This is a genomic window from Streptomyces globisporus C-1027 (genome assembly GCF_000261345.2).
GTDB lineage: Bacteria > Actinomycetota > Actinomycetes > Streptomycetales > Streptomycetaceae > Streptomyces > Streptomyces pakalii.
In genome coordinates this window covers 1006538-1031478 of sequence record NZ_CP013738.1, presented here as the reverse complement: position 1 = coordinate 1031478, position 24941 = coordinate 1006538, and the positions used below count along the sequence as shown (strand labels likewise).

Sequence of the window (24941 nt, the reverse complement as noted above, 5' to 3'; positions counted from 1 at the left end):
GGGTGGCGGGCAACGGCGGCGACAATGGAGAGGTGAACGAGCCGATACCCGTCATCCGCGAGGTCGACTGCGGCACCGCCCGGCTGCTGCCCGACGTGGACCGCGACCGGGCCTGGCTGCTCACGGTCGACGACGCGCCCCAGTCCTACGTCGACCTCGACGACCCGTCCCACCTGGAATTCGAGTACGTGCGGCGGCTCGCCCACGTCGTGGACGGTGCGGCGGAGCCGGGCGCGCCCCTGGACGTCCTGCATCTGGGCGGTGGCGCGCTGACCCTGCCCCGCTATGTGGCCGCGACCCGCCCCGGCTCACGGCAGGACGTCGTGGACGCCGACCGGGGGCTGCTGGGGCTGGTGCGGGAACATCTGCCGCTGCCTGAGGGGAGCGGCATCACCCTGCACGCGGCCGACGCCCGGGCGCGGCTGGAAGCGGCGGCCCCCGCCTCCGCCGACCTCCTGATCGCGGATGTCTTCGGCGGCTCCCGGGTTCCGGCGCACCTCACGTCCGTCGAGTACGCGCGGGCGGCCGGACGGGCCCTGCGCGCGCACGGGATCTACGCGGCCAACCTGGCCGACAGTGCGCCGTTCGCCTTCCTCCGCTCGCAGTTGGCGAACTTCGCCGCCGTCTTCCCGGAGCTGGCGCTGGTCGGGGAACCGGCGGTGCTGCGCGGGCGGCGCTTCGGCAACGTCGTGCTGCTCGCCTCGTACACGCCCGTCGATGTGGACCCGCTCGTCCGCCGCTGCGCCGCGGACGCCTTCCCCGCCCGGGTCACCCACGGTGCCGCGCTGGCCCGGTTCATCGACGGGGCCCGCCCGGTGGCGGACGCCGACGCGGTCGCCTCGCCCGAACCGCCCGCCGGGGCCTTCAGCGTGGGCTGAGGCGCCCGGCGGGCGGGGCGGTGCGGAAGGGTGGCGCGGGAACGCGGTGCGGGTGTCAGCTCGTGGGCTCACCCGCGAGGCGGACCGTGCTAAGGATCTGCTGGATGGTGGTGTCCGGCAGTTCGTCCTTGACGCCGGTGGCGGCGTACAGGACCCAGGTCGAGAAGTCACCCTTGGAGTTCTTGAAGGAGAACGCGATCGACTTCCCGTCGCTGTCGCACTTCTCCTTGTTGGCCAGCTCCAGGGCGGTGGCCTGCGCGACGCTGCCGGAGAGACCCGACTTCGTGGTGAAGGGCTTGGCCTTGCCGATCTTGACCTTGGACTTCGGGTCCAGCTGGGAGTAGGCGGCCCACACCCAGTTGGCGGCCTCGTTCCGCGCGGCCTCGTCGGTGTTCTTGGCGCCCTGGGCACCCTTCGTCCCGACGCCGGCGAGCCCGGTGTCCTCCTGGCTGCCGTCCCCGTCGGAGTCGTCGACGCACCACTTGCTCTTGTAGTAGGCAGGTGCGGAGAAGCCGGCGACCGGCGACCCGTCCTCCTTCTTGGCGTCCTCGAAGCCGGCGAACGTTCCCGAACTGGCGACCTCCCAGTCACCGGGAACGTCGAACTGCGTGCCCCACTTGGGGTTGGTGACGACCTTCCAGCCCGGGATCAGCGGCTTGGGGTCGCTGTCGGAACCCCGTGGGTTCTCCCCGGGAGGCGCGGCGTCGGTGGCCGATTCGCTGGGCTTGGCACTCGGCGACGCGGACTTCTTGTCGTCGGCGACGTTCTTGCTGTCGTCGTCGTCCTTGCCGAGCACGAGGAATCCGGTGACGCCCGCCGCGATCACGACGGCCAGCGCCGCGACGATCGCCACGATCGTCGTCTTCTTCTTGTCGTCGCCGGGCGTCGGCCCGCCGGGCGGACCCGGGACGGCGTACTGCGGGACCGTCGGCTGCTGGTAGGGATTGGGCTGCTGGTAGCCCGGCTGCCCGCCGGGCGGGCCCTGCGGGTACCCGTAGCCCGGCTCAGCGGGCTGCCCCGGCTGGCCCTGCGGCGGATATCCCGGTTGCTGGTAGGGATTCGGCTGCTGGTACCCCGGCTGCTGGTACGGGTTCTGGTTCTTGTCCTGCGGGTTCTGCTCGCCCCCGGGCGGCTGCGTTCCTGGCCACATGGCCAGTAACCATAGATGGGCCGTGCGCCCACTTCTACGGCCGCCCTGTACCGGAGCCGTCACAAGGGGATGGCCAAACGGTTCTACTGGTGAGTAACCTTCGGGCATGAGCGCTGAACAGATGACCGTCGGCGAGATGCTCGTCGCGACGGTTCCGATGGCCCGGACCCTCAACCTCGCATTTCTGGAGACCACCCCGGAGCGGGCCGTCGTCCGGCTGCCCGACCAGGCGGATTACCACAACCACGTCGGCGGCCCGCACGCCGGAGCGATGTTCACGCTCGCCGAGTCCGCCAGCGGCGCGATCGTCATCGCCGCCTTCGGCGACCAGATGTCGCGGGCCGTGCCGCTCGCCGTGAAGGCCGAGATCGGCTACAAGAAGCTCGCCATGGGCGACGTCACCGCCACCGCGACCCTCGGCCGCCCGATCGCCGACGTGGTCGCCGAGCTGGACGCCGGCCAGCGGCCGGAATTCCCCGTCGCCATCGAGATCACCCGCGCCGACGGCGCGGTCACCGGTGAGATGACCGTCGTGTGGACCCTGCGCCCCAACGGCTGACCACCGCCGTACGCACAGGAGACCGGGCCGCCGCCCCTCCGGGAACGGGAGGGGCGACGGCCCGGGTGCCTTCCAGCGGCCTGTGGGCGGGCGTCAGCCGCCGTGCGCCTCGCGGTGCGCCTTCGCCAGCTCCACGTACCCCGCCGCGTTGAAGCGGATGCTCTCCAGCTCCTCGGCGGTCAGCGGCCGCTTCACCTTCGCCGGCACCCCCGCGACGAGCGAGCCCGGCGGCACCTGCATTCCCTGCGGCACGAGCGCCTGCGCCGCGACCAGCGAACCCGCGCCGATGTGCGCGCCGTTGAGCACCGTGGCGCCCATCCCGACCAGCACGTCGTCCTCGATCACACAGCCGTGCAGCACCGCGTTGTGGCCGACCGAGACCCGCGCGCCCACGGTGAGCGGGAACCCGGGGTCGGTGTGCACGCTGCAGTTGTCCTGGATGTTGCTGTCCGGGCCGAGTGTGATGGGACCGCAGTCGGCGCGCAGCACGGCCTGGTACCAGACGCTGGAGCCCGCGGCGAGCGTCACCTCGCCGATCACCACGGAGGTCGGGGCCAGATAAGCGTCCACGTCGATGTCCGGCTCCTTGCCGCCCATGCCCGTGATCAACGCCTGCTCCGCCATCGCCTGCTCCTTCGCGCCGGTGTGGTGCTCCTGGGCCCTCTCCACCGGATCAGGCCGACTCTCACGGTAGGCGACGGCCCCCGGCGGGCGTCGCGCAGTGGGGTGAACATCACAGGTCACCGCGGGGATCGCCCACCGCGTCGCCGACTACCGTGAGCGCGTGCCGAAGAACCGAAACACGTTCTCCTTCCTCGCCCGCTGGCCGCGCAGCGCCGCCTCCCGCGCGGTCCACCTGGGCTGGGCCTGGGCACAGCGGGCGGGCGCGGTCACCGCCGAGCACCCCGGGCGGCTGCGGTTCGGCGCGATCGGCGCGGGCACCCGGCTCGCCTTCCCGCAGGGGACCGTGTTCGGGGAGCCGTGGATCGAGCTGGGCGCGCACTGCATCATCGGCGAGCAGGTCACCCTCACCGCCGGGATGATGCCGGACCTGGACCTGGGACCCGATCCGATCCTCACCCTGGGCGACGGGGTGGTGCTGGGCCGCGGCAGCCATGTGATCGCCGACACGACGGTGACCATCGGCTCGGACACGTACTGCGGTCCGTTCGTCTACATCACCTCGACCAACCACAGCTACGACGACCCGCACGAGCCCGTGGGCAAGCAGTGGCCCCGGATGGAGCCGGTGGCGATCGGCCCCGGCTGCTGGATCGGCACCGGCGCGGTGATCCTGCCCGGGGCCCGGCTCGGCCGGAACGTGGTGGTCGCGGCGGGCGCCGTCGTCCGGGGCGAGGTCCCGGACCACGCGGTGGTCGCCGGAGCCCCCGCCCGCGTCGTACGCAGCTGGGACCCGGAGAAGGGCTGGCAGCCGCCCCTGCGAACGCCCGCCCCCGTGCCGATCCCGAAGGGCGTCACGCCCGAGCAGCTGCTGGCCCTCGCCGAGCTGGACGAGGTGCGGGAAACCCCGTAAGCCCCGGTGGGGCGGCGGTACGGCCCGGCGGACGGGGGAGTGCGGCGGGAGAGTGCACCGTACGGCAGCCGGCAGTGCAATATTCTTGACCGCGTTCTCGACCATCCACCGCAGGGACGGTACGTGTCCGACCTCGACCAGCTCACCCAGTCGCTGGCCCGCAACCTCAAGCGCTGGCGGGGTGAGCGCGGCTTCACCCTCGACGCCCTCGCGGCCCGCTCCGGAGTCAGCCGCGGGATGATCATCCAGATCGAGCAGGCGCGGACGAACCCGAGCGTCGGCACCACGGTGAAGCTGGCCGACGCGCTCGGCGTGCCCATCACCACCCTCCTCGACCACGAACAGGGGCCCCAGGTCCGGCTGGTCCCGGAGAGCCGGGCCGTCCGCATGTGGTCCACCGAGGCGGGCAGCTCCACCACCCTGCTCGTCGGAACGGAGGCCCGCGGCCCGCTCGAACTGTGGACCTGCCGGCTGATGCCCGGGGAGGGCACCACGTCCGACCCGCACCCCGAGGGCACCGTCGAACTCCTCCACGTCACCGAGGGCGAACTGACCCTCCTCGTCGACGGTCTCGTCCTTGCCGTTCCCGCCGGGACCTCCGCCACCTTCGAGGCGCACGTGCCGCACGGCTACCGCAACGAGGGCGGCGAACCGACGGTCTTCACCATGGCCGTCGCCATCCCGCCCGTCCGCTGAGACGCCTTCGCGCAGGCTCCTTCGCCGAGGCGCCTCTCGCAGGCATGCCCGTCTCCTGAGACGCCCGGCCGGCACCGCTCCCGCCGCTGTTAGCGTGAGCGCCATGCGCGCACCCATCGGCACCTTCGAGGACGCCGCTCCCGCCGCGGAACGGCTCGCCCTGCTCCCCGCCCCCGTCGTCGCGGCGCTGACCGCGGGCTGGGGCGAGTTCACCGCCGAGCAACTCGTCCACGTCGACAGCGACCCGGCCGTCGCCGACACCGCCGTCTTCGCCGAGCACCACGGCGCCGAACTCCTCGACATCTCGGCCAACTGCGTGGTCGTGGCGGGCAAGCGCGGCCAGGACGTCACCCTCGCCGCCTGCGTCGTCCTCTCCCGCACCCGGGTCGACGTCAACGGCGCGGTCCGCAAGCACCTCGGCGCCCGCAAGGCCTCCTTCGCCCCGATGGACACGGCGGTCGGCGAGAGCGGCATGGAGTACGGCGGCATCACCCCGATCGGCCTGCCCGCCGCCTGGCCGCTCCTGCTGGACCCCGCCGTCGTGGACCAGGAATGGGTCCTGATCGGCAGCGGCAGCCGGCGCGGCAAGCTCATCGTCCCCGGCAAGGCGCTCGCCGCCCTCCCGGGCGCGGTGATCGTCGAGGGCCTCGGCGTCTGAGCCTCCCCTTCCCCCGAACGGCCGGGGGCGGCCGGGTCAACTCCCGGCCGTCCGGTGCTCCGTGAGCCAGGCCGCGGCGAAGTCGACGGCGGGGCGCAGCCGGACGAGCCGGCACTCCGCCGCGCCCACGCGCCCCACCCGTACGTCACCCTCGCCCGAGGTCTCCTCGAACGCCGCGCCCAGCGCCGCGAAGTCCCCGTCGTCCAGGGCGACATCCTCGTACTCCCACCACCGCCGCACCCCCCGCGACGCCACCACACAGCGGTAGCTCCGGCGCGGCGGGCCGGGCATCCGGTACTCGCCCAGGTGGAACGCCGTACACGTGGCGTAGCCGGTGCCGAGCAGCAGGATCCGGGCATCCGCCTCGTACAGCCGGGCCAGCGGCGAGTCCTCCCCGAGGTGGCAGTCGGGGCGGTGCCCGGCCAGCAGCCGCGCAGCCCCGGGGCCGAGCGCGGCGAACGAGGTCTGCGGATGCGCGCTGCGCCCGGCCCCCGTAGCCGTCCGTACGGTCTCGGCCAGCGCGCCCATCGACGGCGCGGGCGTCAGCGCCGGGTCGTACGCCGGCATCGCGGCGCGCACGGCGTCCACGGCCCCGGCGTCCAGGCCCCGCACCCGCTCGCGGTAGTGCGGGGAGGTGTCGGAGTTCTCCGGGGTGAAGGCGGGAACCACCACCGTCCCCGCAGGCCCGACGGCCCGGCGCACCGCGTCCAGCACCCCCCGTGCCCCGCCCGCCACCGGCCCCAGCGACCGCAGCGAGGCGTGCACCAGGAGCACATCACCGGGCCGTACGCCGAGCGCGGTCAGCGCGGCTGTCGTCCGGGCCCTGTCGGTCACATCGAGTACGTCCTTCACGGCGGGGATTCTGCCCACCCCGAAGCGTCCCGCACACCCGGGCAGCTCAGGCGCGAGCACCCAGCCGCGGGATCTCGATCGCGGGGCACCGGTCCATGACCATGTCCAGGCCCGCCGCGCGCGTCCGCCCGCAGGCCTCCGGGTCCACGACGCCGAGCTGGAACCACACCGCCTTCGCGCCCGCCGCCACCGCCTCGTCCGCGACGGCGCCCGCCAGCTCGCTGTTGACGAACACGTCCACCACGTCGACCGGGAAGGGGATGTCCGCGAGCGAGGCGTACCCCTGTTCCCCGTGGACCGTTTCGGCCTTCGGGTGGACCGGCACCACCCGCTTGCCGAACCGCTGGAGGACCTGAGCCACTCCCCACGCCGCCCGGGAGGAGTTGTTCGACAGCCCGACCACCGCCCAGGTGTCGCCCGTGTCCTCGAGAATCCGCCGGATGGTCGCGTCGTCCGCGTACGAGTCCACCGCGCTGCCGCCGTCCGCGGTGCCGCCGTCCGTGTTGCCGTCTGCGTTCCTGCCGTCTGCGTTCATGCCGGGACAACCCACGGCCCCCACCTCCCCATTCCCGCCGGGACCCGCCCTCGCGGCGGCGCATAGGGTGGACGGATGCAGGAGCAGTACCGGACCGTCGCCCGCGCGGGCGTGCACGAGAGCGAGATCAACCGATCCCGTTTCCTCTGCTCGCTCGCCCCCGCCGCCACCGAGGAGGAGGCGCAGGACTTCGTCGCCCGCGTCCGCAAGGAGCACCCGACCGCCTCCCACAACTGCTTCGCGTACGTGATCGGCGCCGACGCCTCCGTACAGAAGGCGAGCGACGACGGCGAACCCGGCGGGACCGCGGGCGTCCCCATGCTCCAGATGCTGATGCGGCGGGAGATGCGGTACGTCGTGGCGGTCGTCACCCGCTACTACGGTGGGGTCAAACTCGGGGCGGGCGGACTGATCCGGGCATACGGGGGAGTGGTCGGCGAAGCCCTCGACGCGCTCGGCACCCTCACCCGGCAGCGCTTCCGGCTCGCCACGATCCACGTCGACCACCAGCGGGCCGGAAAGCTGGAGAACGATCTGCGGGCCACCGGGCGGGACGTCCGCGAGGTGCGGTACGCCGAGGCCGTCACCATCGAGATCGGACTGCCGGACGGCGATGTCGAGGCGTTCACCGCCTGGCTGGCCGACACGACCGCGGGGACCGCGACCCTGGAACTGGGCGGCGAGGCGTACGGGGATGCGACCGCGTGAACCGCGTGAACCGCGTGAACCGCGTGAACCTCGTGAGGTGAGGGCAATCCCACGGGCGCCCACGGGGGCCAAAATCATGATCGATGCGGGTTCGGCGGCCCGGCGGCGTTAGCGTGGTCGGTGCCGAGCGGGATCACGGGCCGCCGGTGCGCGGCCCACGGGGTGGAGGACGACGATGCAGGCCAAGACCGGCGGAGTGATGGCGTGAGGCTCCTGCACACCTCGGACTGGCACCTGGGCCGGTCCTTCCACCGTGTCTCCCTGCTGGACGCGCAGGCCGCCTACCTCGACCATCTGGTCGCGACCGTCGAGGAGCGCGAGGTGGACGCCGTCCTCGTCGCGGGCGACGTCTACGACCGGGCCGTACCGCCGCTCACCGCCGTCGAGCTGTTCGACCGGGCGCTGCACCGGCTCGCCGCCGCCGGCGTCCCCACCGTCATGATCTCCGGCAACCACGACTCGGCCCGCCGGCTCGGCGTCGGCGCCGGGCTCTTCGAACGCGCCGGGATCCATCTGCGGACCGACCCCGAGGGCTGCGCCACCCCCGTCGTCCTCTCCGACGACCACGGCGACGTGGCGTTCTACGGACTGCCCTACCTGGAACCGGCCCTGGTCAAGGACGTCCTGGGGGCGGGCAAGGCCGGTCACGAGGCGGTCCTCACCGCCGCCATGGACCGGGTCCGCGCCGACCTCGCCACCCGTCCCGCCGGAACCCGCTCCGTCGTCCTCGCACACGCCTTCGTGGCGGGCGGTGAGCCCAGCGACAGCGAACGCGACATCACCGTCGGCGGGGTCGCCGCCGTCCCCGCCGGGGTCTTCGACGGCGTCGACTACGCGGCACTCGGCCACCTCCACGGCTCCCAGCGGGTCACGGCCAGGGTCCGCTACTCCGGCTCGCCGCTCGCCTACTCCTTCTCCGAGGCCGACCACCGCAAGACCATGTGGCTCATCGACCTCGACGCCGACGGGGGCATCGCCGCCGAGGAACGGATCGACTGCCCCGTGGAGCGGCCCCTCGCCCGGCTCCGCGGCCGCCTCGACACCCTGCTGGAGGACCCCGCCCTGGACCGCCACGAGCACGCCTGGGTCGAGGCCACCCTCACCGACCCGGTCCGCCCCGCCGACCCCATGGCCCGCCTCGCCCGGCGCTTCCCGCACACCCTCAGCCTCGTCTTCGACCCCGAACGGCCGCCGGACGACCCGGGGGCCTCCTACGCGCAGCGCCTCAAGGGCCGCGACGACCACCAGATCGCCGAGGACTTCGTCGCCCACGTGCGCGGCGGCAGCGGCCCCAGCGACCTCGAACGCACCGTGCTGCGCGCCGCGTTCGACGACGTACGGGTGGACGAGACCGTGCGCGAGGTGTCCCGGTGAGACTGCACCGCCTGAGCATCACCGCCTTCGGGCCGTTCGGCGCCACTCAGGAGGTCGACTTCGACGCCCTGTCCTCCGCCGGACTCTTCCTGCTCCACGGCCCCACCGGCGCGGGCAAGACCTCCGTCCTGGACGCCGTCTGCTTCGCCCTGTACGGGACCGTCCCCGGCGCCCGGCAGAGCCCCGGGGCCTCCCTGCGCAGCGACCACGCGCCCGTGGACCTGCCCACCGAGGTCCAGCTGGAACTGACCGTCGGCGGCCGCCGCCTCGAAGTCACCCGCAGCCCCGCCCAGCCCCGCCCCAAGAAGCGGGGCGACGGCTTCACGATGGAGAAGGCCCAGAGCAGGCTGCGCGGTTACGACCCCGAGCGCGGCTGGCACGCCCTCAGCAAGTCGCACCAGGAGATCGGCGAGGAGCTGACCCAGCTCATCGGCATGAGCCGGGACCAGTTCTGCCAGGTGGTGCTCTTGCCGCAGGGCGACTTCGCGCGTTTCCTGCGCTCGGACGCCGAGGCCCGTGGCAAGCTCCTGGGCCGGCTCTTCGACACCCGCCGCTTCGCCGCCGTCGAGGAACGGCTCGCCGAACTGCGCCGGGGCGCCGAGGCCAAGGTCACCGCCGCCGACGAACGGATCCTCGCCCTCGCCCAGCGCATCGCCCAGGCCGCCGGACCCGCCGGGGCCGAGGCCACACCGGTCGCCGCCCGGCCCGGCGAACCGGGCCTCGCCGCAGCGGTGCTGGAGTGGGCCGCGATCGCCCGGTCCACGGCCCGCGAACGGCTCGACATCGCCGACCGCGTCGTCGCCTGGGCCGAGGGCCGACAGCGCGAGGCCCGCCACGCACTGGACGCCGTACGTGAACTCGCCCGCCTCCAGCAGCGGTACGAGGAGACCCGCCTGCGCTCCGCGGTGCTGGAGGAACGGCGCCCCGAACACGACCGCTGCCAGGAGGAGTTGGAGCGCGCCCGCAAGGCGGACCGGGTCGCCCCGGCGCTGGAGCTGCGGGAGGATGCGGAGCGCGCCCACCGCCGGGCGGCCGACGCCCTCGGCCGGGCCAGGGCACAGCTGCCGCCCGACCTCGCCGACGCGGGTCCCGGCCAACTCGCCGAGCTGGAGCGCCGGTTCCGGCAGGAGCTGGGCGGCCTGGAGTCCGCACGCCGGGCCGAGGCGCGCAGTACCGAGATCGACGAGGAGCGGGACCGGCTGGAGCGCGAATCCCGGGCCGACGACGCGACCGTCCGGGACACGGAGGTCTGGCTCGCGGGCTGGGACACCGTCCACACCGGGCTCCGGGAGTCCATCGCGACCGCGCAGGAGGCCGCGACCCGTGCCGAACAGCTCGCCGGGCTCCTCGCCCCGGCCCGCCGCCGACTGGAGGCCGCCCGACGCCGCGACACCCTGGCCGCCGAGGTGCGGGCTGCCCGGGAGGAGCTCGCCGGGGCCCGCGAGCGCGCCCTCGCCGCCCACGAGACCTGGCTCGGGCTGCGGGAGCGGCGGCTGCGGGACATCGCGGCGGAGCTGGCCGCCGGACTCGTCGACGGCGCGCCCTGCACCGTCTGCGGCTCCGCCGAGCACCCGGCCCCCGCCACGGAGGGCGACGGCCATGTCGACCGGGCCACCGAGGAGAAAGCCCTCGACGCCCACCGCGGCGCGGAGCAGACCCGTACCCACGCGGAGCAGGCCCTCGGGCTCGTCCGCGAACGCCACGCCACCGCCGATGCGGAGGCGCGTGAAGGGGAGGCCCGCGACGGGGACGACCGTGACGCGGATTCCGGTGGCATGGAGGCGTCGACGGCGAGCAGCGGCCACGGGGCGGTGACGGACCCCGGCCCGTCCGTCGAAGAACTCCGCGACACCGTCGACCGGTTGACCGCCGAGCACGCCGAGGCGCACCGCCTCGCCGCCGGGACGCACGCCGCCCGCGAGGCCCTCGACGCCGCCGAGCGCGAGCACGCCGGCCGCCTCGAACTCCGGCAGGAGGCCGAGCGCCGGGCCGCCGCCCGCACCTCCCGACGCGAGGCGCTCGACCGCGAGCAGGGCGCGCTGCACGACGAACTCACCGCCGTCCGGGGCGAGTCCGGGTCCGTCGCCGCCTACGCGGACCGCCTCATCCGCCGGGTGGAGCTGCTGGCGGAGGCCGCCGAGGCCGTACGCACCGAACAGGACGCGGCCCAGCGGCGCAAGGAGGCCGACGACCGGCTCTCCGACGCGGCGTTCCGGGCGGGCTTCGACACCCCGGAGGCCGCCGCCGCGACGCTCCTCGACGCCGCGGCCCAACGCGACCTCCAGCACCGCATCGACGTCTGGCAGGCCGAGGCCGCCGCGGTGGCCGACCGCCGTGCCGAACGCGACGCCCGCGAGGCCGCCGAACGGCCCCCCGCCCAACCATCGGCGGCACAGGGAGAGTTCGAGACGGCGGAATGGCTGCTGCGCGAGGCGTCGTCCGCGCTCGCCGCCGCCGACGAGCGCTGTGGCGAGCTGACCCGGCTCTCCCGGCAGGCCGCCGAGGAGGTACGGCGGCTGGGGCCCGTACGCCAGGAGTACGAGCGGATCGCCCGGCTCGCGGGACTGGCGGCGGGCACCTCCGCCGACAACGAACGCAAGATGCGCCTGGAGGCCTACGTCCTGGCCGCCCGCCTGGAACAGGTGGCGGCCGCCGCCACCGCACGGCTCCAGCGGATGTCCTCGGGCCGCTACACGCTGGTCCACTCCGACGCCCGCACCGGCGGTCGCCGCGCCGGGCTCGGGCTGCATGTGGTCGACGCCTGGACCGGCAGCGAACGCGACACCGCGACGCTGTCCGGCGGGGAGACGTTCTTCGCCTCGCTGGCCCTCGCGCTGGGCCTGGCCGACGTGGTGACCGAGGAGGCCGGTGGCGTACGTCTGGACACCCTCTTCATCGACGAGGGGTTCGGCAGCCTGGACGACCAGACGCTGGACGAGGTGCTCGACGTGCTGGACTCCCTGCGGGAGCGGGACCGCAGCGTGGGCATCGTCAGCCATGTGGCCGACCTGCGCCGCCGGATCCCGGTCCGGCTCGAAGTGGTCAAGGAGCGGCAGGGCTCGTCCGTCCGGCACCGCCTCGTGTGAGCCGGGCCCCCTCCGGGCGGTTCAGCGGCCGATCGCGCGGCGGGGGAGCGGTGAGGAGTACACGACGCTCGTGGTGACGGAGCCCAGCGCCCCGATCCGCCCGGTGGTCTCCTCCAGATGCTTCATCGAGCGGGCCGTGACCTTGAGGACGAAGCAGTCGTCGCCGGTGACGTGGTGGGCCTCGATGATCTCCGGCGTGTTCTCCAGCAGATCATGGAAGGGCTTGTAGTTCCCGTTCGGATAGCGCAGGCGTACCAGGGCGAGGATGGGCAGCCCGAGCCGCTCGGCGTCGACCACCGCCGCGTACCCGCTGATCACCCCCAGCTCCTCCAGCCGCCGCACCCGCTCCGTCACGGCGCTCGGGGACATGGCGACGGCGCGGGCGAGCTCGGCGAAGGTGGCGCGGCCGTCGCGCTGGAGGACGTCGAGGATGCGCCAGTCGGTGGCGTCCGGGGAATAGTCGGTCACCTCCCCGAGGGAACAGGGATTTTCCCGGTGATTCAAGAGGGGTGCCGGGGAATCTCACTTCCCGGGCCGGTTTTGCGGCCATAGATTCGTGGTCATGACCTCGCACCTCACGGCCCTGGCCGACCACCCCGTCCTGCGCGTCCCGCCCGCCTCGCCTGCCGCCGCGGCCGCCTACTTCGGTGCCTCGCTCGCCTTCCACGCGGACGTCTCCGACGTCGCATCGGCGCTCGCCGCCGACGGCGACCCCGGGTTCGTCGTCCTGGACAGCCGCTCCGCCGCGTCCTGGGACCAGGGGCACATTCCCGGGGCGGTCCACCTGCCCACCGCCCTGATCCCCGAGCAGGCGGCGGCGCTGCTGGACCCGGCCGTGCCCGTGGTCACGTACTGCTGGGGTCCGGGCTGCAACGGCGCGACCCGCGCGGCCCTGGCCCTCGCCCAACGGGGTTTCCAGGTCAAGGAGATGCTCGGCGGGTTCGAGTACTGGGTGCGCGAGGGGTTCGCCTACGAGACCTGGGAGGGCGGCGAGCGGCGCGCGGCCGATCCGCTGACCGCTCCGGTCGACGCGGCCGACTGCGGCTGCTGAGCGCCCCGGGTTCAGGCGGAGGCGCCCCGGTCCCCTGCGGGGCTCAGCGTGCCCCGGCGGTGGCGAGCGCGGTGAACAGGTCACCCGTCGCCGCCCCTGCGGGGAGTCCGCTGACCTGGCCGTCGCCGACCTCGACCACCCGCCACACCCCGTCCTCGCGCAACGCCAGGTCGGTGGTCACCCAGCGCAGCCCGAGACGGCCCACCGCCTCCCGCACGGAGGGGAGTTCGGGGGAGGGGCGCCGGTCGGGGGTGTCCGGGTGGGCGGTGACGAGCACCGCCTCCCCGTCCACCCACCACACCCGTGCCTCGCCGCCCGCGACGAACGGCTCGAAGGCCCGCAGCACCAGACCGCCCGCGAGGAAGTCACCCTGCAACTCGACGAACCGGCCGACCACGGAAGTCAGGTGTCTCCGGTCCCCGAGCTCCGGCACGTAACAGGCCTCGTGCCACTCGTGCTTGCGGGACTTCACGAAGTCCTTCACGATGCCGGGCCCCGGCCCCAGCGGCGCCGCCAGCCCGGCCAGCTCCTCGGCGGAGGGCGGTGGCGCCCCCGGAACCATGGCGCACCAGACACTGTGCGGCGTCAGCCCGTCGAAATCTCCGTACCAGCAGGGGAGTTCATGCGCCCGCCGGTAGCCGACGGCGTCGGTGAGCAGGGTGCAGCCCCGCGCGCCGAGGGCCCTCTCCAGCTCCGCGTACCGGGCGGAGGGGATCATCCAGCCGCGGTACCAGTACGGTCCGGAGTCCCGCGCGACCCGGGCCACCGCCCCGGCCGCGTCTCCGGAGAGCAGCGCGTCATGATCGAGCAGGGCGATCCGGCCGCCCGCCGCCCGCGCCGCCGCGACGTCCCCGGCGAACTGCGGATCGGGCCGCGACGCCCTCAACGGGTCGGCGCAGAAAAGGAATCCGCTGCGCTCGGTCATGACAGGCTGCCTTCCTTCACCTGAGGAGACTCCGGACCGTACGTACCGCCGGCCCGGTCAGAGCCGCGACAGCTCGTCCACCAGATCGTCCAGGCCCAGCGACCCCTGGGAGAGCGCCGCCATGTGCCACGCCTTGAGGTCGAACGCGTCGCCGTGCGCGGCGCGAGCGTTCTCCCGGCCGAGCAGCCAGGCGCGCTCGCCGAGCTTGTAGCCGATGGCCTGGCCGGGCATCGACAGATAACGGGTCAGCTCGCTCTCCACGAAGTCGGCGGGGCGGCCGCTGTGGTTGCCGAAGAACTCCTGGGCCAGACCGGGGGTCCAGCGCTCGCCCGGGTGGAAGGGGGAGTCCGCCGGGATCTCCAGCTCCAGGTGCATGCCGATGTCGACGATCACCCGGCAGGCGCGCATCATCTGGGCGTCCAGGTAGCCGAGCCGCCGCTCCGGGTCGGGCAGGAAGCCCAGCTCGTCCATCAGCCGCTCCGCGTACAGCGCCCAGCCCTCGGCGTTCGCGCTGACCATGCCGACCGAGGCCTGGTAACGGGAGAGGGTGTCGGCGACATGCGTCCACTGCGCGAGCTGCAGATGGTGGCCGGGCACGCCCTCGTGGTACCAGGTGGAGACCAGGTCGTACACCGGGAAACGGGTCTCACCCATGGTGGGCAGCCAGGTACGCCCGGGGCGGGAGAAGTCCTCGGAGGGGCTGGTGTAGTACGGCGCGGCGGCTCCGCCGGGCGGGGCGATCCGGGACTCCACCTTCCGTACCCGCTCGGCCAGGTCGAAGTGCGTGCCGTCCAGCGCCTCGATCGCCTCGTCCATCAGGCCCTGGAGCCACTCGCGGACCTCGTCCACCCCTTCGATGTGCTTGCCGTGCACATCGAGGTGGGCGAGCGCCTCCCAGGGACCGGCCCCGGGCAGCACCTTCTCCGCCTCGGTCCTCATCTCCGCGAGCAGCCGGTGGTACTCCGACCAGCCGTACGCGTACGCCTCGTCGAGATCCAGGTCGGTGCCGTTGTACAGCCGCGACCAACGGGCGTACCGCTCCCGGCCGACCGGGTCGGGGGCGCCCTCGATCGCCGGGGCGTACACGTCGCGCATCCAGTCCCGCAGCGCGAGCACCGAGGCCGTCGCCTGTCCGGCCGCCTCGTCCAGCTCCGCCCGCAGGGATGCGGGGCCGGGGGCGACGAACTCGGCGAAGAACCCCTCGCCCTCGCCTTCCCCGCCCCACTCCGTGAGCTGACCGACGAAGGTGGCGGTCGCGCGCGGGCCGCCGTACAGCTTGCGCTCCAGACCGAGCGCGAGCGAGGCCCGGTACCCCTCGTACGCGGCGGGCACCGCGCGCAGGCGCTCCACGACCGCCGCCCAGTCCTCGTCCGTCGCGGTCGGCGTGAGGGTGAAGACCTCGGTGATGCTGTGGGCGGGCGACGACAGGTTGGAGACGGCCCGCAGGCCCTCCTCCGCCTCGTGCACGGCGAGTTCCGCCGTCAGGCGCTCCCTCAGGAGCCGTCCGCAGCGCCGCTCGGCATCGCTGTCCGCACCGGGCAGTTGCTCGGCGGCGTCCAGCTTCCGCAGCGTTTCGCGGAGGAGGCCGGCGGACACCTCCTGGCCGGCCGGTGAGAAGTCGGGCAGCCGGCGCGAGCTTGCGGGCACACCCAGATAGGTGCCCGTGATGGGGTCGAGTTCGATGAGTGCGTCGACGTAGGCGTCGGCGACCTGACGGGGCAGCGCGCTGCTCGAAGTGTCTGACATGCGGACATCCTCGTACGGAGGCGGCCCTTCCGTCATCACCGGGGGCCGCCCGGTGTCCGAACCCGGCCGGTCAGTTCGCGGCGGGCGGCAGCAGCGGACCGCACTCCCACTGCTGGAAGATCAGCCGCGTGTCCACCCGGGCCACCTCCCGGCGCGAGGTGAACTCGTCCAGGACCAGCCGCTGCAGGTCCGCCGCGTCGGCCACCGCCACCTGCACCAGATAGTCGTCGGGGCCGGTGAGGTGGAACAGCGCGCGTGACTCCGGCAGCGACCTGATCCGGTCGACGAACGGCCCGATCAACTCCCGGCGGTGCGGCCTGACCTGCACCAGCAGCAGCGCCTGGAGCCCCCGGCCGAGCTTCGCCGGATCGAGGCGCAACTGGTCCCCGAGGATCACCCCGCTGCGGCGCAGCCGGGCCACCCGGTCCAGACAGGTCGAAGCGGCCACGCCGACCTCGGCCGCCAGCTCGCGGTACGTGGTCCGCGCATCGTTCTGCAGCAGCCGCAGAATCTGCAGATCCACCGGATCGAGAGCGACAGAATCGGACATGTGGCGAACGTAGCACGGGTATCGGCCGCTACGAACCGGTAACTGTTCAGAGTGACGCCATGGACAACGAAGTCTCGATGACGCCCCCTGCTCCCACCCCGTCCAGGGCTCTCGCCACCGAAGCCGTGCACGCCGGACGCGACGACCTCGCCTCCCTCGGTGTGCACGCCCCGCCGATCGACCTGTCCACCACCTACCCCTCCTACGACTCGCGCGACGAGGCGATGCGCATCGACGCCTTCGCCACCACGGGCACCCTCCCGGACGGGCCGCCGGTCTACGCCCGGCTCGACAACCCCACCACGGGCCGCTTCGAGACGGCGCTCGCCCGGCTGGAGGGGACCGACAGCGCCGTCGCCTTCGCCAGCGGGATGGCCGCGCTCACCGCCGTCCTGCTCGCCCGCGCGAGCCAGGGGCTGCGCCATGTCGTCGCGGTCCGCCCGCTCTACGGCTGCAGCGACCATCTGCTCGGCGCCGGGCTGCTGGGCACCGAGGTGACCTGGACCGATCCGGCGGGCATCGCCGACGCCATCCGCCCGGACACCGGTCTGGTGATGGTCGAGACGCCGGCCAACCCGACCCTGGCCGAGGTCGACATCCGGGCCGTCGCCCACGCCTGCGGAACCGTGCCGCTGCTGGTCGACAACACCTTCGCCACCCCCGTCCTGCAGCGCCCCGTCGAACACGGCGCCCGCATCGTCCTGCACAGCGCCACCAAGTACCTCGGCGGCCACGGGGACGTCATGGGCGGGGTCGTCGCCTGCGACGAGGAGTTCGCCGCGACCCTGCGCCAGGTGCGGTTCGCCACCGGCGGGGTGCTGCACCCGCTGGCCGGCTATCTGCTGCTGCGCGGTCTGTCCACGCTGCCGGTACGCGTCCGGGCGGCGTCGACGAGCGCCGCCGAACTCGTCCGCAGGCTCACCGCCGACCCGCGGATCGCCCGGGTGCACTACCCGCGGATCGGCGGCGCGATGATCTCCTTCGAGGTGTACGGGGACCCGCACCGGGTGATCTCCGGGGTGCGGCTCATCACGCCCGCCGTCAGCCTCGGCAGCGTGGACTCGCTGATCCAGCACCCGGCCTCCATCAGCCACCGCATCGTGGAGGAGGGAGACCGGCGGGCGGCCGGTGTCGGCGACCGGCTGCTGCGGATGTCGGTCGGCCTGGAGGACGTCGAGGACCTGTGGGCGGATCTGTGCCGGGCGCTCAGCGACGGGCCCGTTCCGTCGGCGCGGACGGCCGTGCGGCCTCTTCACTCGACAGCCGGGCGGTGATGACGAGCGTGCCCTCCTCGATCTGGTAGTCGAGGGGCAGCTCCAGCGCGCGCATCGCGGCCACCATGCCGGTGTTGCGGGACTGCGTCACCGCGTACACGCTGTCGCAGCCCGCCTCCTCGGCCAGCGCCACCAGGCGGCGGAGCAGCTCGGAGCCGATGCCCCGGCGCTGCCAGTCGTCCTCGACGAGGAGGGCGACCTCGGTCTCGTCGCCGTCCCAGAGGAGGTGGCCCAGCGCCACCAGCCTGCCCGAAGCCGTCTGCACCGCCAGGGTGCGGCCGAAACGGGGGCTCAGCAGATGGTCGAGATAGCGGTCGGCGTCCGCGACGGGACCGTGGTAGCGCAGGCCCAGTGTGTCCTGCGAGCAGCGGTCGTGCATGGCGCGGGCGGCGGCGAGATCGGCGCGGTCCGCGCGGCGCACGGTGATCTCGTTGCCCTCGGGCAGCGTGAGGACGTCCTCGCTGCGCGGCACGCGGGGACCGAGCCGGGCGTCGAGCTCGACCAGGGCGCGGGCCCGCGCGAACTCGGTCGGTGTGAACGGCAGATAGGGCCGCTCGACGGAGATCACCCCGCCGGACGGGTCCCGCAGCCGCATCACCGTCTCCTCCAGCACGCCCTCGACCGGGGCGCTCTGGCCGGTCGCCCGGCCCGTCACGGAGACGGCGGGCAGCGAGTGGATGGTGCACCGGCCGAGCAACTGGCGCAGGGCGAGCGGCAGCTCGGCCGCGTCCAGTGCCGTCCGGGTGGCCAGCGACAGCACCCGGGTCGGGGTGTCCACCAGATCGTGGGCGTCCGCCCGCTCGATCCAGGTGGAGGCGCCGCCCGCGGCCGCGATCTTCCGGGACAGCTCCTGCGCCTGGAGCGAGGCCGGGGCCCGCAGCAGGAACTCGTCGACGGTGCCCTGGGCGAGCGGGTGCGTCTGGAGGGTGAGGATGTCGACGCGGAGCCCGGCGAGCGCCGTGCACAGCGCGGCCAGACTGCCCGGGGCGTCGAGCACCGTCGTCCGCATCCGCCACAGCGTGGTCCCGGTCTCCTCGGCGCCGACGATCCCGCCGGCGCCCTCGGCCCCGCCCGCCGACGCGCCGGTCCCACCCGCCGCGCCGGCCCCTACCGGCACGGCGTCCGCCTCCTCGGACGGGGGCGCGTGACTGTGGCGCCGGGCCCACCACGTGTGGAACGCGGCCGTGGCCACGAGCGCCACCGCCGACGCCATGAGCAGGTAGGGGCCGTCGGGCTGGTGTCCGATCAGGTTGGCGATCGCGTCGGCCACGGCCACGGCGGTGAACAGGGCGGCCAGTTCGATCAGGTCCCGCCGCCAGTGGTGCGGACGGCGGGCGCTCTTCGCGGAGGTCACATCAGTCATATCCTCACTGTGAACGAACGGTGTTGCCTGATCACGAACGCCTTGTGACTGATGGGTTACGTGTTGATCTGGTCCCCTATCGTTGCTTTTCGGTCAGATCCCGGGACCGGTCGCTCCTCGATCTCCCGGTCCCCGAACGTGGCGAGCAGCCGGGCGGCCTGGCGGACCGTCTGGGACGAGCCCTTGCGCCCCGCCGTCGCCGCGAGCCCCGGTATCGGCTCGATTCCGCCCGTACCGCAGCGCTCGGCGCACTCGGCCGCCACGGACAGCAGGTCCCCGAGCCCCCGGGGCGTCCTCTCGTACGCCAGGAGACCGGGCAGCATCGCCGCCAGCACGGTCAGCACCGTCCGGCAGGCGCCGGTGGCGGCCGCCGTGCCGAGCGCGTCGGCCGTGCGGTTCACCTTCACCAGGTCGCGGTCGACCAGGATCGCCAGCTCCCGCCCGAGCATCGCCCCGTCCAGCCGCCCCCGCGCGGCCAGCACCAGCAGCGTGTCCACCGCCGCCGTCCGGTCCTCGGGGTGCCGGGCGCCGAGCGCGTAGGCCAGCGCGAGATGCATCGCCCCGCCCGTCTCGCCCGCGCTCTCGGCCAGCGCGGGCAGGAACCCGGCGGCTCCCCGCTGCCCCTGATCGGCGGCGAACAGCAGATCAGGCATCAGCCAGGCGGCCAGCGTCTCCGGGTCGCCGGGCAGGGTGGCCGTCCAGTGCGAGGACCGCTCGGGTCCCCAGTGGTAGCACTCCTGGGCGCGGGGGAGCTGGGCGCGGCCCAGCCAGTGGAACGCCTCCGGGAAATCGCGCTGGATCACCAGCCGTTCCCGGGTCGCCGGCAGCACCTGGCGGGCGCCGGTCGTCGTGCGCTGCCACCACGTGCCGGCCGACGGTCGGGAGAGGGTGGTCGCCGGATGCCGCAGAACCGGGGCCACCGAAGCCTCGGCCCGGATCCAGGCGGCCAGCCGGTCGCCCTCGCCGGTGCCCAGCGCCTCGGCCGCCGCGGCGGCCTCCGCCCGCTCGGGACCACTGCCCCGGCGGACCCGCAGCAGGGCCTGGGCGAAGTCGGCGGGCCCCGGGCGGACATCCAGATCCCGGTAGGTCCGCAGCCGCTCCACGAGCTCGGCCGCCTCGACCGCCCCGGTGTGCCAGGTCGGCGTCGCCAGCAGGAACGGCACCCGCCCGGCGGCCATCGCCTCCGACGCCTCCCACACCCGGTCGAGCAGCACCCCGTTCAGCGCGGCATGAGCACAGGCGTCCGCCCCCGTCACGACCGTCTTCGCCCGCCAGGCGACCCTGTCCCGCTCGGACACCAGGCCCAGCAGCGAGGCCACCACGACCGAGAGCCCGTGCGAGGTCGAGACGCCGCGCGGATCGACCATGTACGGAGACAGACCGTGCTCGACGAAATGCACCCCGGCCAGCGCCTCCCGCAAACCCCCCGTCAGCTCCTCCCGGTCGCTCCGGGCCAGCCGGACGAGGCCGTCGAGCGCCCGCTCGAATCCGGTGATCCCGGCCGAGGTGTCCAGAACGGCCGACGCCGGAATCCAGTGCTCCGACGCGTGCGCCTTCACCCGGGCGGCCACCTCCTCGACGAGCTCGGCCACGGTCTTCGGAGCGGGCTCCAGACGCCGCAGCACCGGCGCCGGCGGCAGCAACTCCTCGTACGCCACCTGCGGCGCCTCTTCCACGAGACCGCCGAACAGGGCGGTGACCGTCTCCCGGTGCACGGGGCCCAACTGCGCGGCGGCCGATGCCAGCAGCTCCCGCACCTCCGGACCGGCGGCGGGAAGATACCGGGCGACCAGCTTCAGGGCCCGCTCCTGGATGTCGATGCCCTCATGGCCGAACGCCTCGCCGACCGCCGGAAGAAGCTCGCCCGCCGTCGAGGAGTCCCGGCGCAGCACCTTGCCCAGCAGCGTCAACTGGGCCCGTACCAGCTTCTTCTCCGGCCGGAAGAGCAGCGCCCCCGACACGTCCGCCAGCTCCCGGGTCGGCAACGCGCCCCGCGCGTCGAGCCGTACGAGCACCTGCTGGGCATGCGAGGCGACCGGCGCGATGCCGTCCGCCGCCATCGCCGTCCAGTCCCGCAGGTGCCGCTGCTCCTCGTCCTCCGTCGCCTCCAGCCGTTGGAGAACGGCCAGGAAGAACCGCTGGTCGACGGATCTGCCGCCACGCATCAGACGCGCCACGCACCGCTCCACCAGATACGACCGGTCCAGCACCCCGTCCCCGGCCAGCGCGCACAGCGCCCCGGGCCAGTGGTCCTGTGAATCCGGCGCGTCGTAGAAGTCGACCTGCGGCGGCAGCTCGGCCATCTCGAACAGCCGGGGCGCCAGCACGGCGCTGTGCGGATCGTCCCGCAGGATCTCGGTCAGCGGGCGGCGGGTCCGGCGCCGCCAGCGCGCCGCGCCGACCAGCTCCGTCCAGCCCGTCACGAGGTTGTCCGTGACAGGAAGCGGGACCCGGGCGATGCGGGTCAGCTCGCCGACGAAGGTGTACTCCGCCTCGGAGAGGGCCGAGCGCACCGCGAAGCGGCGGGCGAGATCGCCGAGCCACGCCGGATCGCGGTCCTTCAGCGAGGCGAGGATCAACGGATACGGGGAGCGGGTCCAGTCCCGCAGATCACGGCCGCCGATCCAGGCGGCACACCCCGCCGCCCCGGTGTGACAGCCCGCACCGGCCACCAGCAGCGCCTTGCGGATCTTGTCGCGCCGCTGCCAGTCCCAGCCCCGCACCTCCTTGCGCAGCTCCTTCAGCTCGGCGAGCGCGGACCGGCGGCCGGGCCGGTCCAGGGCGAGCACCAACGGCGGCACATCGTGGTGACGCCCCGCCCGCACGGCGGTCAGCAGCTCCTTCATCGCGCACCTCCGGCGACCGTCGCACCCCGGCGGACCATGCGCACGGCGAGCGCGTGCTTGCAGGGACCCCGCCGCCCCCGGTAGCCCGCCCACCACTGACACGTACAGCTGAACGCGGAACCGCTCTCCCGTACTTGGTAGCGGCGGTCCCCGGAGACGACCGTCGCCCGCGAACCGTCGAGCGACACCGCGCCCTCGCCGGCCAGCCGGCGGGCGGCCACGAGACGCGGATTGTGCCGCTCCGCCCGGTCCGCGTCGTACGGCAGCTCACGGTGGAAGTACGCGGCGTCCGACAGGTCGTACCCCACGCGGCCCGCCGTGCCCAGCCGGGTCAGCGCGGCCCGCACCCGCTCCACGCTCAGCCCCGACTGCTCGGCCAGCGACGCCGGTTCGATCCGGGGCTCCCAGGCGAGCAGCACCGACACCAGCTCGGCGTCGGCCGCCGCGTCCTCCGTGGCCAGCGCCTCCAGGACGCCGCCCTCGCCCGAGAACCCCCGAGCGGAATCGGGGGAGAGCGTCAGCGTGAGCCGCATCCCCGGCAGCACCACCTCCCAGGCGCTCGCCGCCGCCGCACCGTCGGCCACCGGCCCGTACACCCGCAGGGCCGTCGCGTCGCGCAGCACCCGCTGCAACGCCACCAGCCGCTCCGGGCCCGGCAGGCACACCGCGCCCGGGACCGGCCGGGTCGTGGGGCGCAGGGACCCGCCCGACGCCACCACCCACCGGGCGCCGCGCCCAGCGTTCCCCGAGGACGGGGTGCGGGGCAGCGACCGCAGGAACGCCACCGCCTGTGCCGCCGTCAGCTCGGCCCGCAGATCGAATCCGGCCGAGGCGACCTGAGCCTCCGCGAAACCGCGCAGCCACCGGTCGGGCAGCGGAACCTTCTTCTCCACCACCGGACCGTCCAGGGTGGTCACCGCCAGTTCATCGGGCCCCACCCGCAGATGCAGCGGATCGTCCGCCGTGATCCGCGAAAGCGCCTCCCGCAGCGGAGCGTTCACATCCACATTCGTCGTTCCGTGGCCCGTCTCCTGCCCGTCCAGCCCTTCCCGGAGCACATCGAGCCGGGCATACACCCCGCAGCAGCCGGAGAACGACTCGAAGCGCAGCCGGTCTCCGTTCCCCGTCACCACCGGGTCCAGCGAGGCGGGCAGCGTGCGCTGGTAGTAGCGGGCGGCGGCCACGTCCGCCACCGCCAGCAGCCCCCGCGCGGCTATCCGCGGATCGGAGAGGAAACCGGCGAAGAACCGCGGGTGCGCCTCCGCTCCGCGCGGGGTGAGCCCCCCTGCGGTCTCCAGACCGAGGGAGGGCCCCACCTGCGAGGACGCCAGGGCGGACGGGCGTGCGTAGGCCAAGGCCTGAACGGATCGGGTCATGAAAAAAAGCGTAGGACCCAGCACTGACAACGGCCGTCGCCGAAGCCGTCGTTCGCTGCGGAACGCCGCGTTCACCCGCCCCTGTTCGCTCCGAAGCCGTTCGCCGCCGCTACTGGCCGACGCGGCCCGGCCTGAGCACCTTGGTGAACAGCACCGACCCGCCTTCCGCCCGCAGACGCACCGTCAGCTCCGCACTTCCCCCGTCGATCTCCACCTCGCCGAAGTACTGCGGCGACTCCATCGGCGAGACATTGGCCCGGTCGGGGGCCCGCACGAAGACCCGGTCGGGGCCGAACGTGCCGTCCAGCGCATTGGCCGGGAAGCCGCCTGCGGCCAGCGGGCCCGACACGAACTCCCAGAACGGGGCGAAGTCCTTGAACGCCGCCCGCTCCGGCGCGTAGTGCTGGGCCGAGGTGTAGTGGACGTCGGCCGTCAGCCACACGGTGCCGGTGATCCTGCGGTGCTTGACGAAGCGGAGCAGCTCGGCGATCTGGAGCTCCCGCCCGAGCGGGGCCCCGGGGTCACCCTGCGCCACGGCCTCGAAGTTCGTCGCACCGTCCGGGACCACCAGGCCGAGCGGCATGTCGGCGGCGATCACCTTCCACTCCGCCCGGGAGGCGGCGAGCGAGCGCTTGAGCCACCGCAACTGCTCGGCGCCGAGGATGCCCGTCGCGTCGTCGGCCTGCCGATTGGGGGAGTTGGCGTTGCGGTACGACCGCATGTCGAGGACGAACACGTCGAGCAGCGGCCCGTGGTGGACCACCCGGTACATCCGCGACCGCCGCCCGGAACCGTGCGACGGCGCGAGTGGCACGTACTCCTGGAAGGCCCGAACGGAGCGCGCCGCGAGGATGTCCACGTTCTTCTCGGTGTAGCGGGCGTCGTCGAGGATCTGGCCGGGATACCAGTTGTTGCGCACCTCGTGGTCGTCCCACTGCACGACGGAGGGCACCTGCGCGTTGAAGCGGCGGACGTTCCGGTCGAGCAGGTTGTAGCGGAAGTTGCCCCGGTACTCGTCCAGCGTCTCGGCGACCTTCGCCTTCTCCTCGGTCATGACGTTGCGCCAGACCCGGCCGTCCGGCAGCGCCACGCTCTCCTCCAGCGGACCGTCCGCGTAGATGCTGTCGCCGCTGCACAGGAAGAAGTCCGGGTCCAGGCGGCGCATCTCCTCGTACACCCGGTAGCCGCCGATGTCCGGATTGATGCCCCAGCCCTGGCCCGCGATATCGCCCGACCACAGGAAACGCACCCCGGACCGGCGCCGCGCCGGAGCGGTGCGGAAGGTCCCGTACACCGGTTTTCCGGTACGGCGCGGATCGGCCGGATCGGCGAGCGTCACGCGGTAGTGCACCTGCTCGCCCGGCGGCAGCCCGTACAGCGGCGTGGTGCCCGTGAAGTCCGTTCCGGGCCCGATCGACGGCCCGTGCCACCTGCGGACCCGCCGGAACGACTCGGTCGCCGAGGTCTCCACCAGCATCCGGGCCGGCCGGTCCGAGCGCACCCACAGCAGCGCCGACGAGGAGGTGACGCCGCCCACCTGCACACCCCAGGAGGCCTCGGGCCGCCCCGCCAGGTGCAGCGCGGGTGCCGCCGATGCGACGGCGGGCGAGAGGGCGACGGCCGCCGGGGCGATCAGCGAACCGCGCAGGACGGCACGACGGCCGGGAGAGGACACGAGCGGACGGTGCGGACGGTGGGGCATCGAAGCGCCTCCAGGGAGGTGGTCGGGCGGTGCACCGTACCGGGAAGGGCGCGGCCCGTCCCGGTACGGAACCGGTCT

At 73.7% G+C, this 24941-nt stretch carries 22 protein-coding genes; 10 read left to right on the top strand and 12 right to left on the bottom strand.

Going from position 1 to position 24941, the window contains the following annotated elements:
* Positions 1 to 32: 32 nt before the first annotated feature.
* Positions 33 to 878, top strand: a complete 846-nt coding sequence (locus tag WQO_RS04390; RefSeq protein ID WP_058953872.1) for a spermidine synthase — start codon at positions 33 to 35, stop codon at positions 876 to 878.
* Positions 879 to 933: 55 nt separating this feature from the next.
* On the opposite strand, the gene WQO_RS04385 is transcribed toward WQO_RS04390, so the two are convergent.
* A complete protein-coding gene (locus WQO_RS04385) occupies positions 934 to 2028 on the bottom strand; it encodes a DUF8017 domain-containing protein (RefSeq protein WP_010062275.1) in 1095 nt (364 codons plus the stop codon).
* Between the two features lie 121 nt (positions 2029 to 2149).
* Between WQO_RS04385 and WQO_RS04380 the strand changes: the two genes are divergently transcribed.
* On the top strand, positions 2150 to 2587 hold the full coding sequence (locus tag WQO_RS04380; RefSeq protein WP_010062276.1) for a DUF4442 domain-containing protein: 438 nt from the start codon (positions 2150 to 2152) through the stop codon (positions 2585 to 2587).
* 93 nt (positions 2588 to 2680) lie between these two features.
* On the opposite strand, the gene WQO_RS04375 is transcribed toward WQO_RS04380, so the two are convergent.
* Entirely contained in the window at positions 2681 to 3211 is a 531-nt protein-coding gene (locus WQO_RS04375) for a gamma carbonic anhydrase family protein (RefSeq protein WP_010062277.1), read from the bottom strand.
* Positions 3212 to 3371: 160 nt separating this feature from the next.
* Between WQO_RS04375 and WQO_RS04370 the strand changes: the two genes are divergently transcribed.
* From WQO_RS04370 to WQO_RS04360, 3 genes are all read left to right on the top strand, one after another.
* Positions 3372 to 4121 carry an acyltransferase gene (locus tag WQO_RS04370; protein WP_010062278.1) on the top strand — a complete coding sequence of 250 codons (750 nt, stop codon included), beginning with the start codon at positions 3372 to 3374 and terminating at the stop codon, positions 4119 to 4121.
* 123 nt (positions 4122 to 4244) lie between these two features.
* The gene (locus WQO_RS04365) at positions 4245 to 4817 is read left to right on the top strand and encodes a helix-turn-helix domain-containing protein (protein WP_058953871.1); all 573 of its coding nucleotides are present in this window, start codon (positions 4245 to 4247) and stop codon (positions 4815 to 4817) included.
* A gap of 103 nt (positions 4818 to 4920) precedes the next feature.
* On the top strand, positions 4921 to 5475 hold the full coding sequence (locus WQO_RS04360; RefSeq protein ID WP_010062281.1) for a YbaK/EbsC family protein: 555 nt from the start codon (positions 4921 to 4923) through the stop codon (positions 5473 to 5475).
* Positions 5476 to 5511: 36 nt separating this feature from the next.
* On the opposite strand, the gene WQO_RS04355 is transcribed toward WQO_RS04360, so the two are convergent.
* Both WQO_RS04355 and WQO_RS04350 read right to left on the bottom strand, forming a co-directional pair.
* Entirely contained in the window at positions 5512 to 6327 is an 816-nt protein-coding gene (locus WQO_RS04355) for an AAC(3) family N-acetyltransferase (protein WP_010062282.1), read from the bottom strand.
* A 46-nt stretch (positions 6328 to 6373) separates the two neighbouring features.
* Positions 6374 to 6862 (bottom strand): CoA-binding protein, encoded by a 489-nt coding sequence (locus tag WQO_RS04350; RefSeq protein ID WP_010062283.1) that lies wholly within the window; start codon positions 6860 to 6862, stop codon positions 6374 to 6376.
* Positions 6863 to 6937: 75 nt separating this feature from the next.
* Between WQO_RS04350 and WQO_RS04345 the strand changes: the two genes are divergently transcribed.
* The 3 genes from WQO_RS04345 to WQO_RS04335 all read left to right on the top strand — a co-directional run bounded on the left by WQO_RS04345 (position 6938) and on the right by WQO_RS04335 (position 12030).
* On the top strand, positions 6938 to 7570 hold the full coding sequence (locus WQO_RS04345) for a YigZ family protein (protein ID WP_010062284.1): 633 nt from the start codon (positions 6938 to 6940) through the stop codon (positions 7568 to 7570).
* A gap of 204 nt (positions 7571 to 7774) precedes the next feature.
* Entirely contained in the window at positions 7775 to 8944 is a 1170-nt protein-coding gene (locus tag WQO_RS04340; protein WP_010062285.1) for an exonuclease SbcCD subunit D, read from the top strand.
* A complete protein-coding gene (locus WQO_RS04335; RefSeq protein WP_010062286.1) occupies positions 8941 to 12030 on the top strand; it encodes an AAA family ATPase in 3090 nt (1029 codons plus the stop codon). Before WQO_RS04340 ends, WQO_RS04335 begins: the two co-directional genes overlap by 4 nt.
* 21 nt (positions 12031 to 12051) lie before the next feature.
* Here the strand turns inward: WQO_RS04335 and WQO_RS04330 are convergent, their stop codons facing one another.
* Positions 12052 to 12498 (bottom strand): Lrp/AsnC family transcriptional regulator, encoded by a 447-nt coding sequence (locus WQO_RS04330; RefSeq protein WP_010062287.1) that lies wholly within the window; start codon positions 12496 to 12498, stop codon positions 12052 to 12054.
* Positions 12499 to 12586: 88 nt separating this feature from the next.
* Between WQO_RS04330 and WQO_RS04325 the strand changes: the two genes are divergently transcribed.
* Entirely contained in the window at positions 12587 to 13081 is a 495-nt protein-coding gene (locus WQO_RS04325) for a rhodanese-like domain-containing protein (protein ID WP_029182463.1), read from the top strand.
* Positions 13082 to 13124: 43 nt separating this feature from the next.
* On the opposite strand, the gene WQO_RS04320 is transcribed toward WQO_RS04325, so the two are convergent.
* From WQO_RS04320 to WQO_RS04310, 3 genes are all read right to left on the bottom strand, one after another.
* Positions 13125 to 14006 carry an ATP-grasp domain-containing protein gene (locus WQO_RS04320; protein ID WP_010062290.1) on the bottom strand — a complete coding sequence of 294 codons (882 nt, stop codon included), beginning with the start codon at positions 14004 to 14006 and terminating at the stop codon, positions 13125 to 13127.
* A 57-nt stretch (positions 14007 to 14063) separates the two neighbouring features.
* The gene (locus WQO_RS04315; protein ID WP_010062291.1) at positions 14064 to 15752 is read right to left on the bottom strand and encodes a DUF885 domain-containing protein; all 1689 of its coding nucleotides are present in this window, start codon (positions 15750 to 15752) and stop codon (positions 14064 to 14066) included.
* A gap of 70 nt (positions 15753 to 15822) precedes the next feature.
* Positions 15823 to 16302 (bottom strand): Lrp/AsnC family transcriptional regulator, encoded by a 480-nt coding sequence (locus tag WQO_RS04310; RefSeq protein WP_006122929.1) that lies wholly within the window; start codon positions 16300 to 16302, stop codon positions 15823 to 15825.
* Positions 16303 to 16361: 59 nt separating this feature from the next.
* Here WQO_RS04310 and WQO_RS04305 point away from each other — a divergent pair, with 59 nt between their 5' ends.
* Positions 16362 to 17576, top strand: coding sequence for a trans-sulfuration enzyme family protein (locus WQO_RS04305; RefSeq protein ID WP_010062292.1), 1215 nt, complete (start codon positions 16362 to 16364; stop codon positions 17574 to 17576).
* Here WQO_RS04305 and WQO_RS04300 read toward each other — a convergent pair.
* The 4 genes from WQO_RS04300 to WQO_RS04285 form a co-directional block, all read right to left on the bottom strand.
* Positions 17509 to 18930 carry a GNAT family N-acetyltransferase gene (locus tag WQO_RS04300; RefSeq protein ID WP_010062293.1) on the bottom strand — a complete coding sequence of 474 codons (1422 nt, stop codon included), beginning with the start codon at positions 18928 to 18930 and terminating at the stop codon, positions 17509 to 17511. The genes WQO_RS04305 and WQO_RS04300 overlap by 68 nt on opposite strands.
* A 65-nt stretch (positions 18931 to 18995) precedes the next feature.
* Complete coding sequence (locus tag WQO_RS04295; RefSeq protein WP_010062294.1) at positions 18996 to 21785, bottom strand: DUF7825 domain-containing protein; 2790 nt, start codon at positions 21783 to 21785, stop codon at positions 18996 to 18998.
* Positions 21782 to 23161, bottom strand: a complete 1380-nt coding sequence (locus WQO_RS04290; RefSeq protein WP_029182464.1) for an SWIM zinc finger family protein — start codon at positions 23159 to 23161, stop codon at positions 21782 to 21784. Before WQO_RS04290 ends, WQO_RS04295 begins: the two co-directional genes overlap by 4 nt.
* A 109-nt stretch (positions 23162 to 23270) precedes the next feature.
* A complete protein-coding gene (locus tag WQO_RS04285; RefSeq protein ID WP_010062297.1) occupies positions 23271 to 24863 on the bottom strand; it encodes an alkaline phosphatase D family protein in 1593 nt (530 codons plus the stop codon).
* Positions 24864 to 24941 lie beyond the last annotated feature (78 nt).

Excerpts from the sequence above, each read along its gene's own strand:
- WQO_RS04385 (WP_010062275.1), bottom strand. The coding sequence starts at position 2,028 with ATGTGGCCAGGAACGCAGCCGCCCGGGGGCGAGCAGAACCCGCAGGAC.
- WQO_RS04380 (WP_010062276.1), top strand. The coding sequence starts at position 2,150 with ATGACCGTCGGCGAGATGCTCGTCGCGACGGTTCCGATGGCCCGGACC.
- WQO_RS04375 (WP_010062277.1), bottom strand. The coding sequence starts at position 3,211 with ATGGCGGAGCAGGCGTTGATCACGGGCATGGGCGGCAAGGAGCCGGAC.
- WQO_RS04360 (WP_010062281.1), top strand. The coding sequence starts at position 4,921 with ATGCGCGCACCCATCGGCACCTTCGAGGACGCCGCTCCCGCCGCGGAA.
- WQO_RS04350 (WP_010062283.1), bottom strand. The coding sequence starts at position 6,862 with ATGAACGCAGACGGCAGGAACGCAGACGGCAACACGGACGGCGGCACC.
- WQO_RS04345 (WP_010062284.1), top strand. The coding sequence starts at position 6,938 with ATGCAGGAGCAGTACCGGACCGTCGCCCGCGCGGGCGTGCACGAGAGC.
- WQO_RS04320 (WP_010062290.1), bottom strand. The coding sequence starts at position 14,006 with ATGACCGAGCGCAGCGGATTCCTTTTCTGCGCCGACCCGTTGAGGGCG.
- WQO_RS04315 (WP_010062291.1), bottom strand. The coding sequence starts at position 15,752 with ATGTCAGACACTTCGAGCAGCGCGCTGCCCCGTCAGGTCGCCGACGCC.
- WQO_RS04310 (WP_006122929.1), bottom strand. The coding sequence starts at position 16,302 with ATGTCCGATTCTGTCGCTCTCGATCCGGTGGATCTGCAGATTCTGCGG.
- WQO_RS04305 (WP_010062292.1), top strand. The coding sequence starts at position 16,362 with ATGGACAACGAAGTCTCGATGACGCCCCCTGCTCCCACCCCGTCCAGG.
- WQO_RS04295 (WP_010062294.1), bottom strand. The coding sequence starts at position 21,785 with ATGAAGGAGCTGCTGACCGCCGTGCGGGCGGGGCGTCACCACGATGTG.
- WQO_RS04290 (WP_029182464.1), bottom strand. The coding sequence starts at position 23,161 with ATGACCCGATCCGTTCAGGCCTTGGCCTACGCACGCCCGTCCGCCCTG.
- WQO_RS04285 (WP_010062297.1), bottom strand. The coding sequence starts at position 24,863 with ATGCCCCACCGTCCGCACCGTCCGCTCGTGTCCTCTCCCGGCCGTCGT.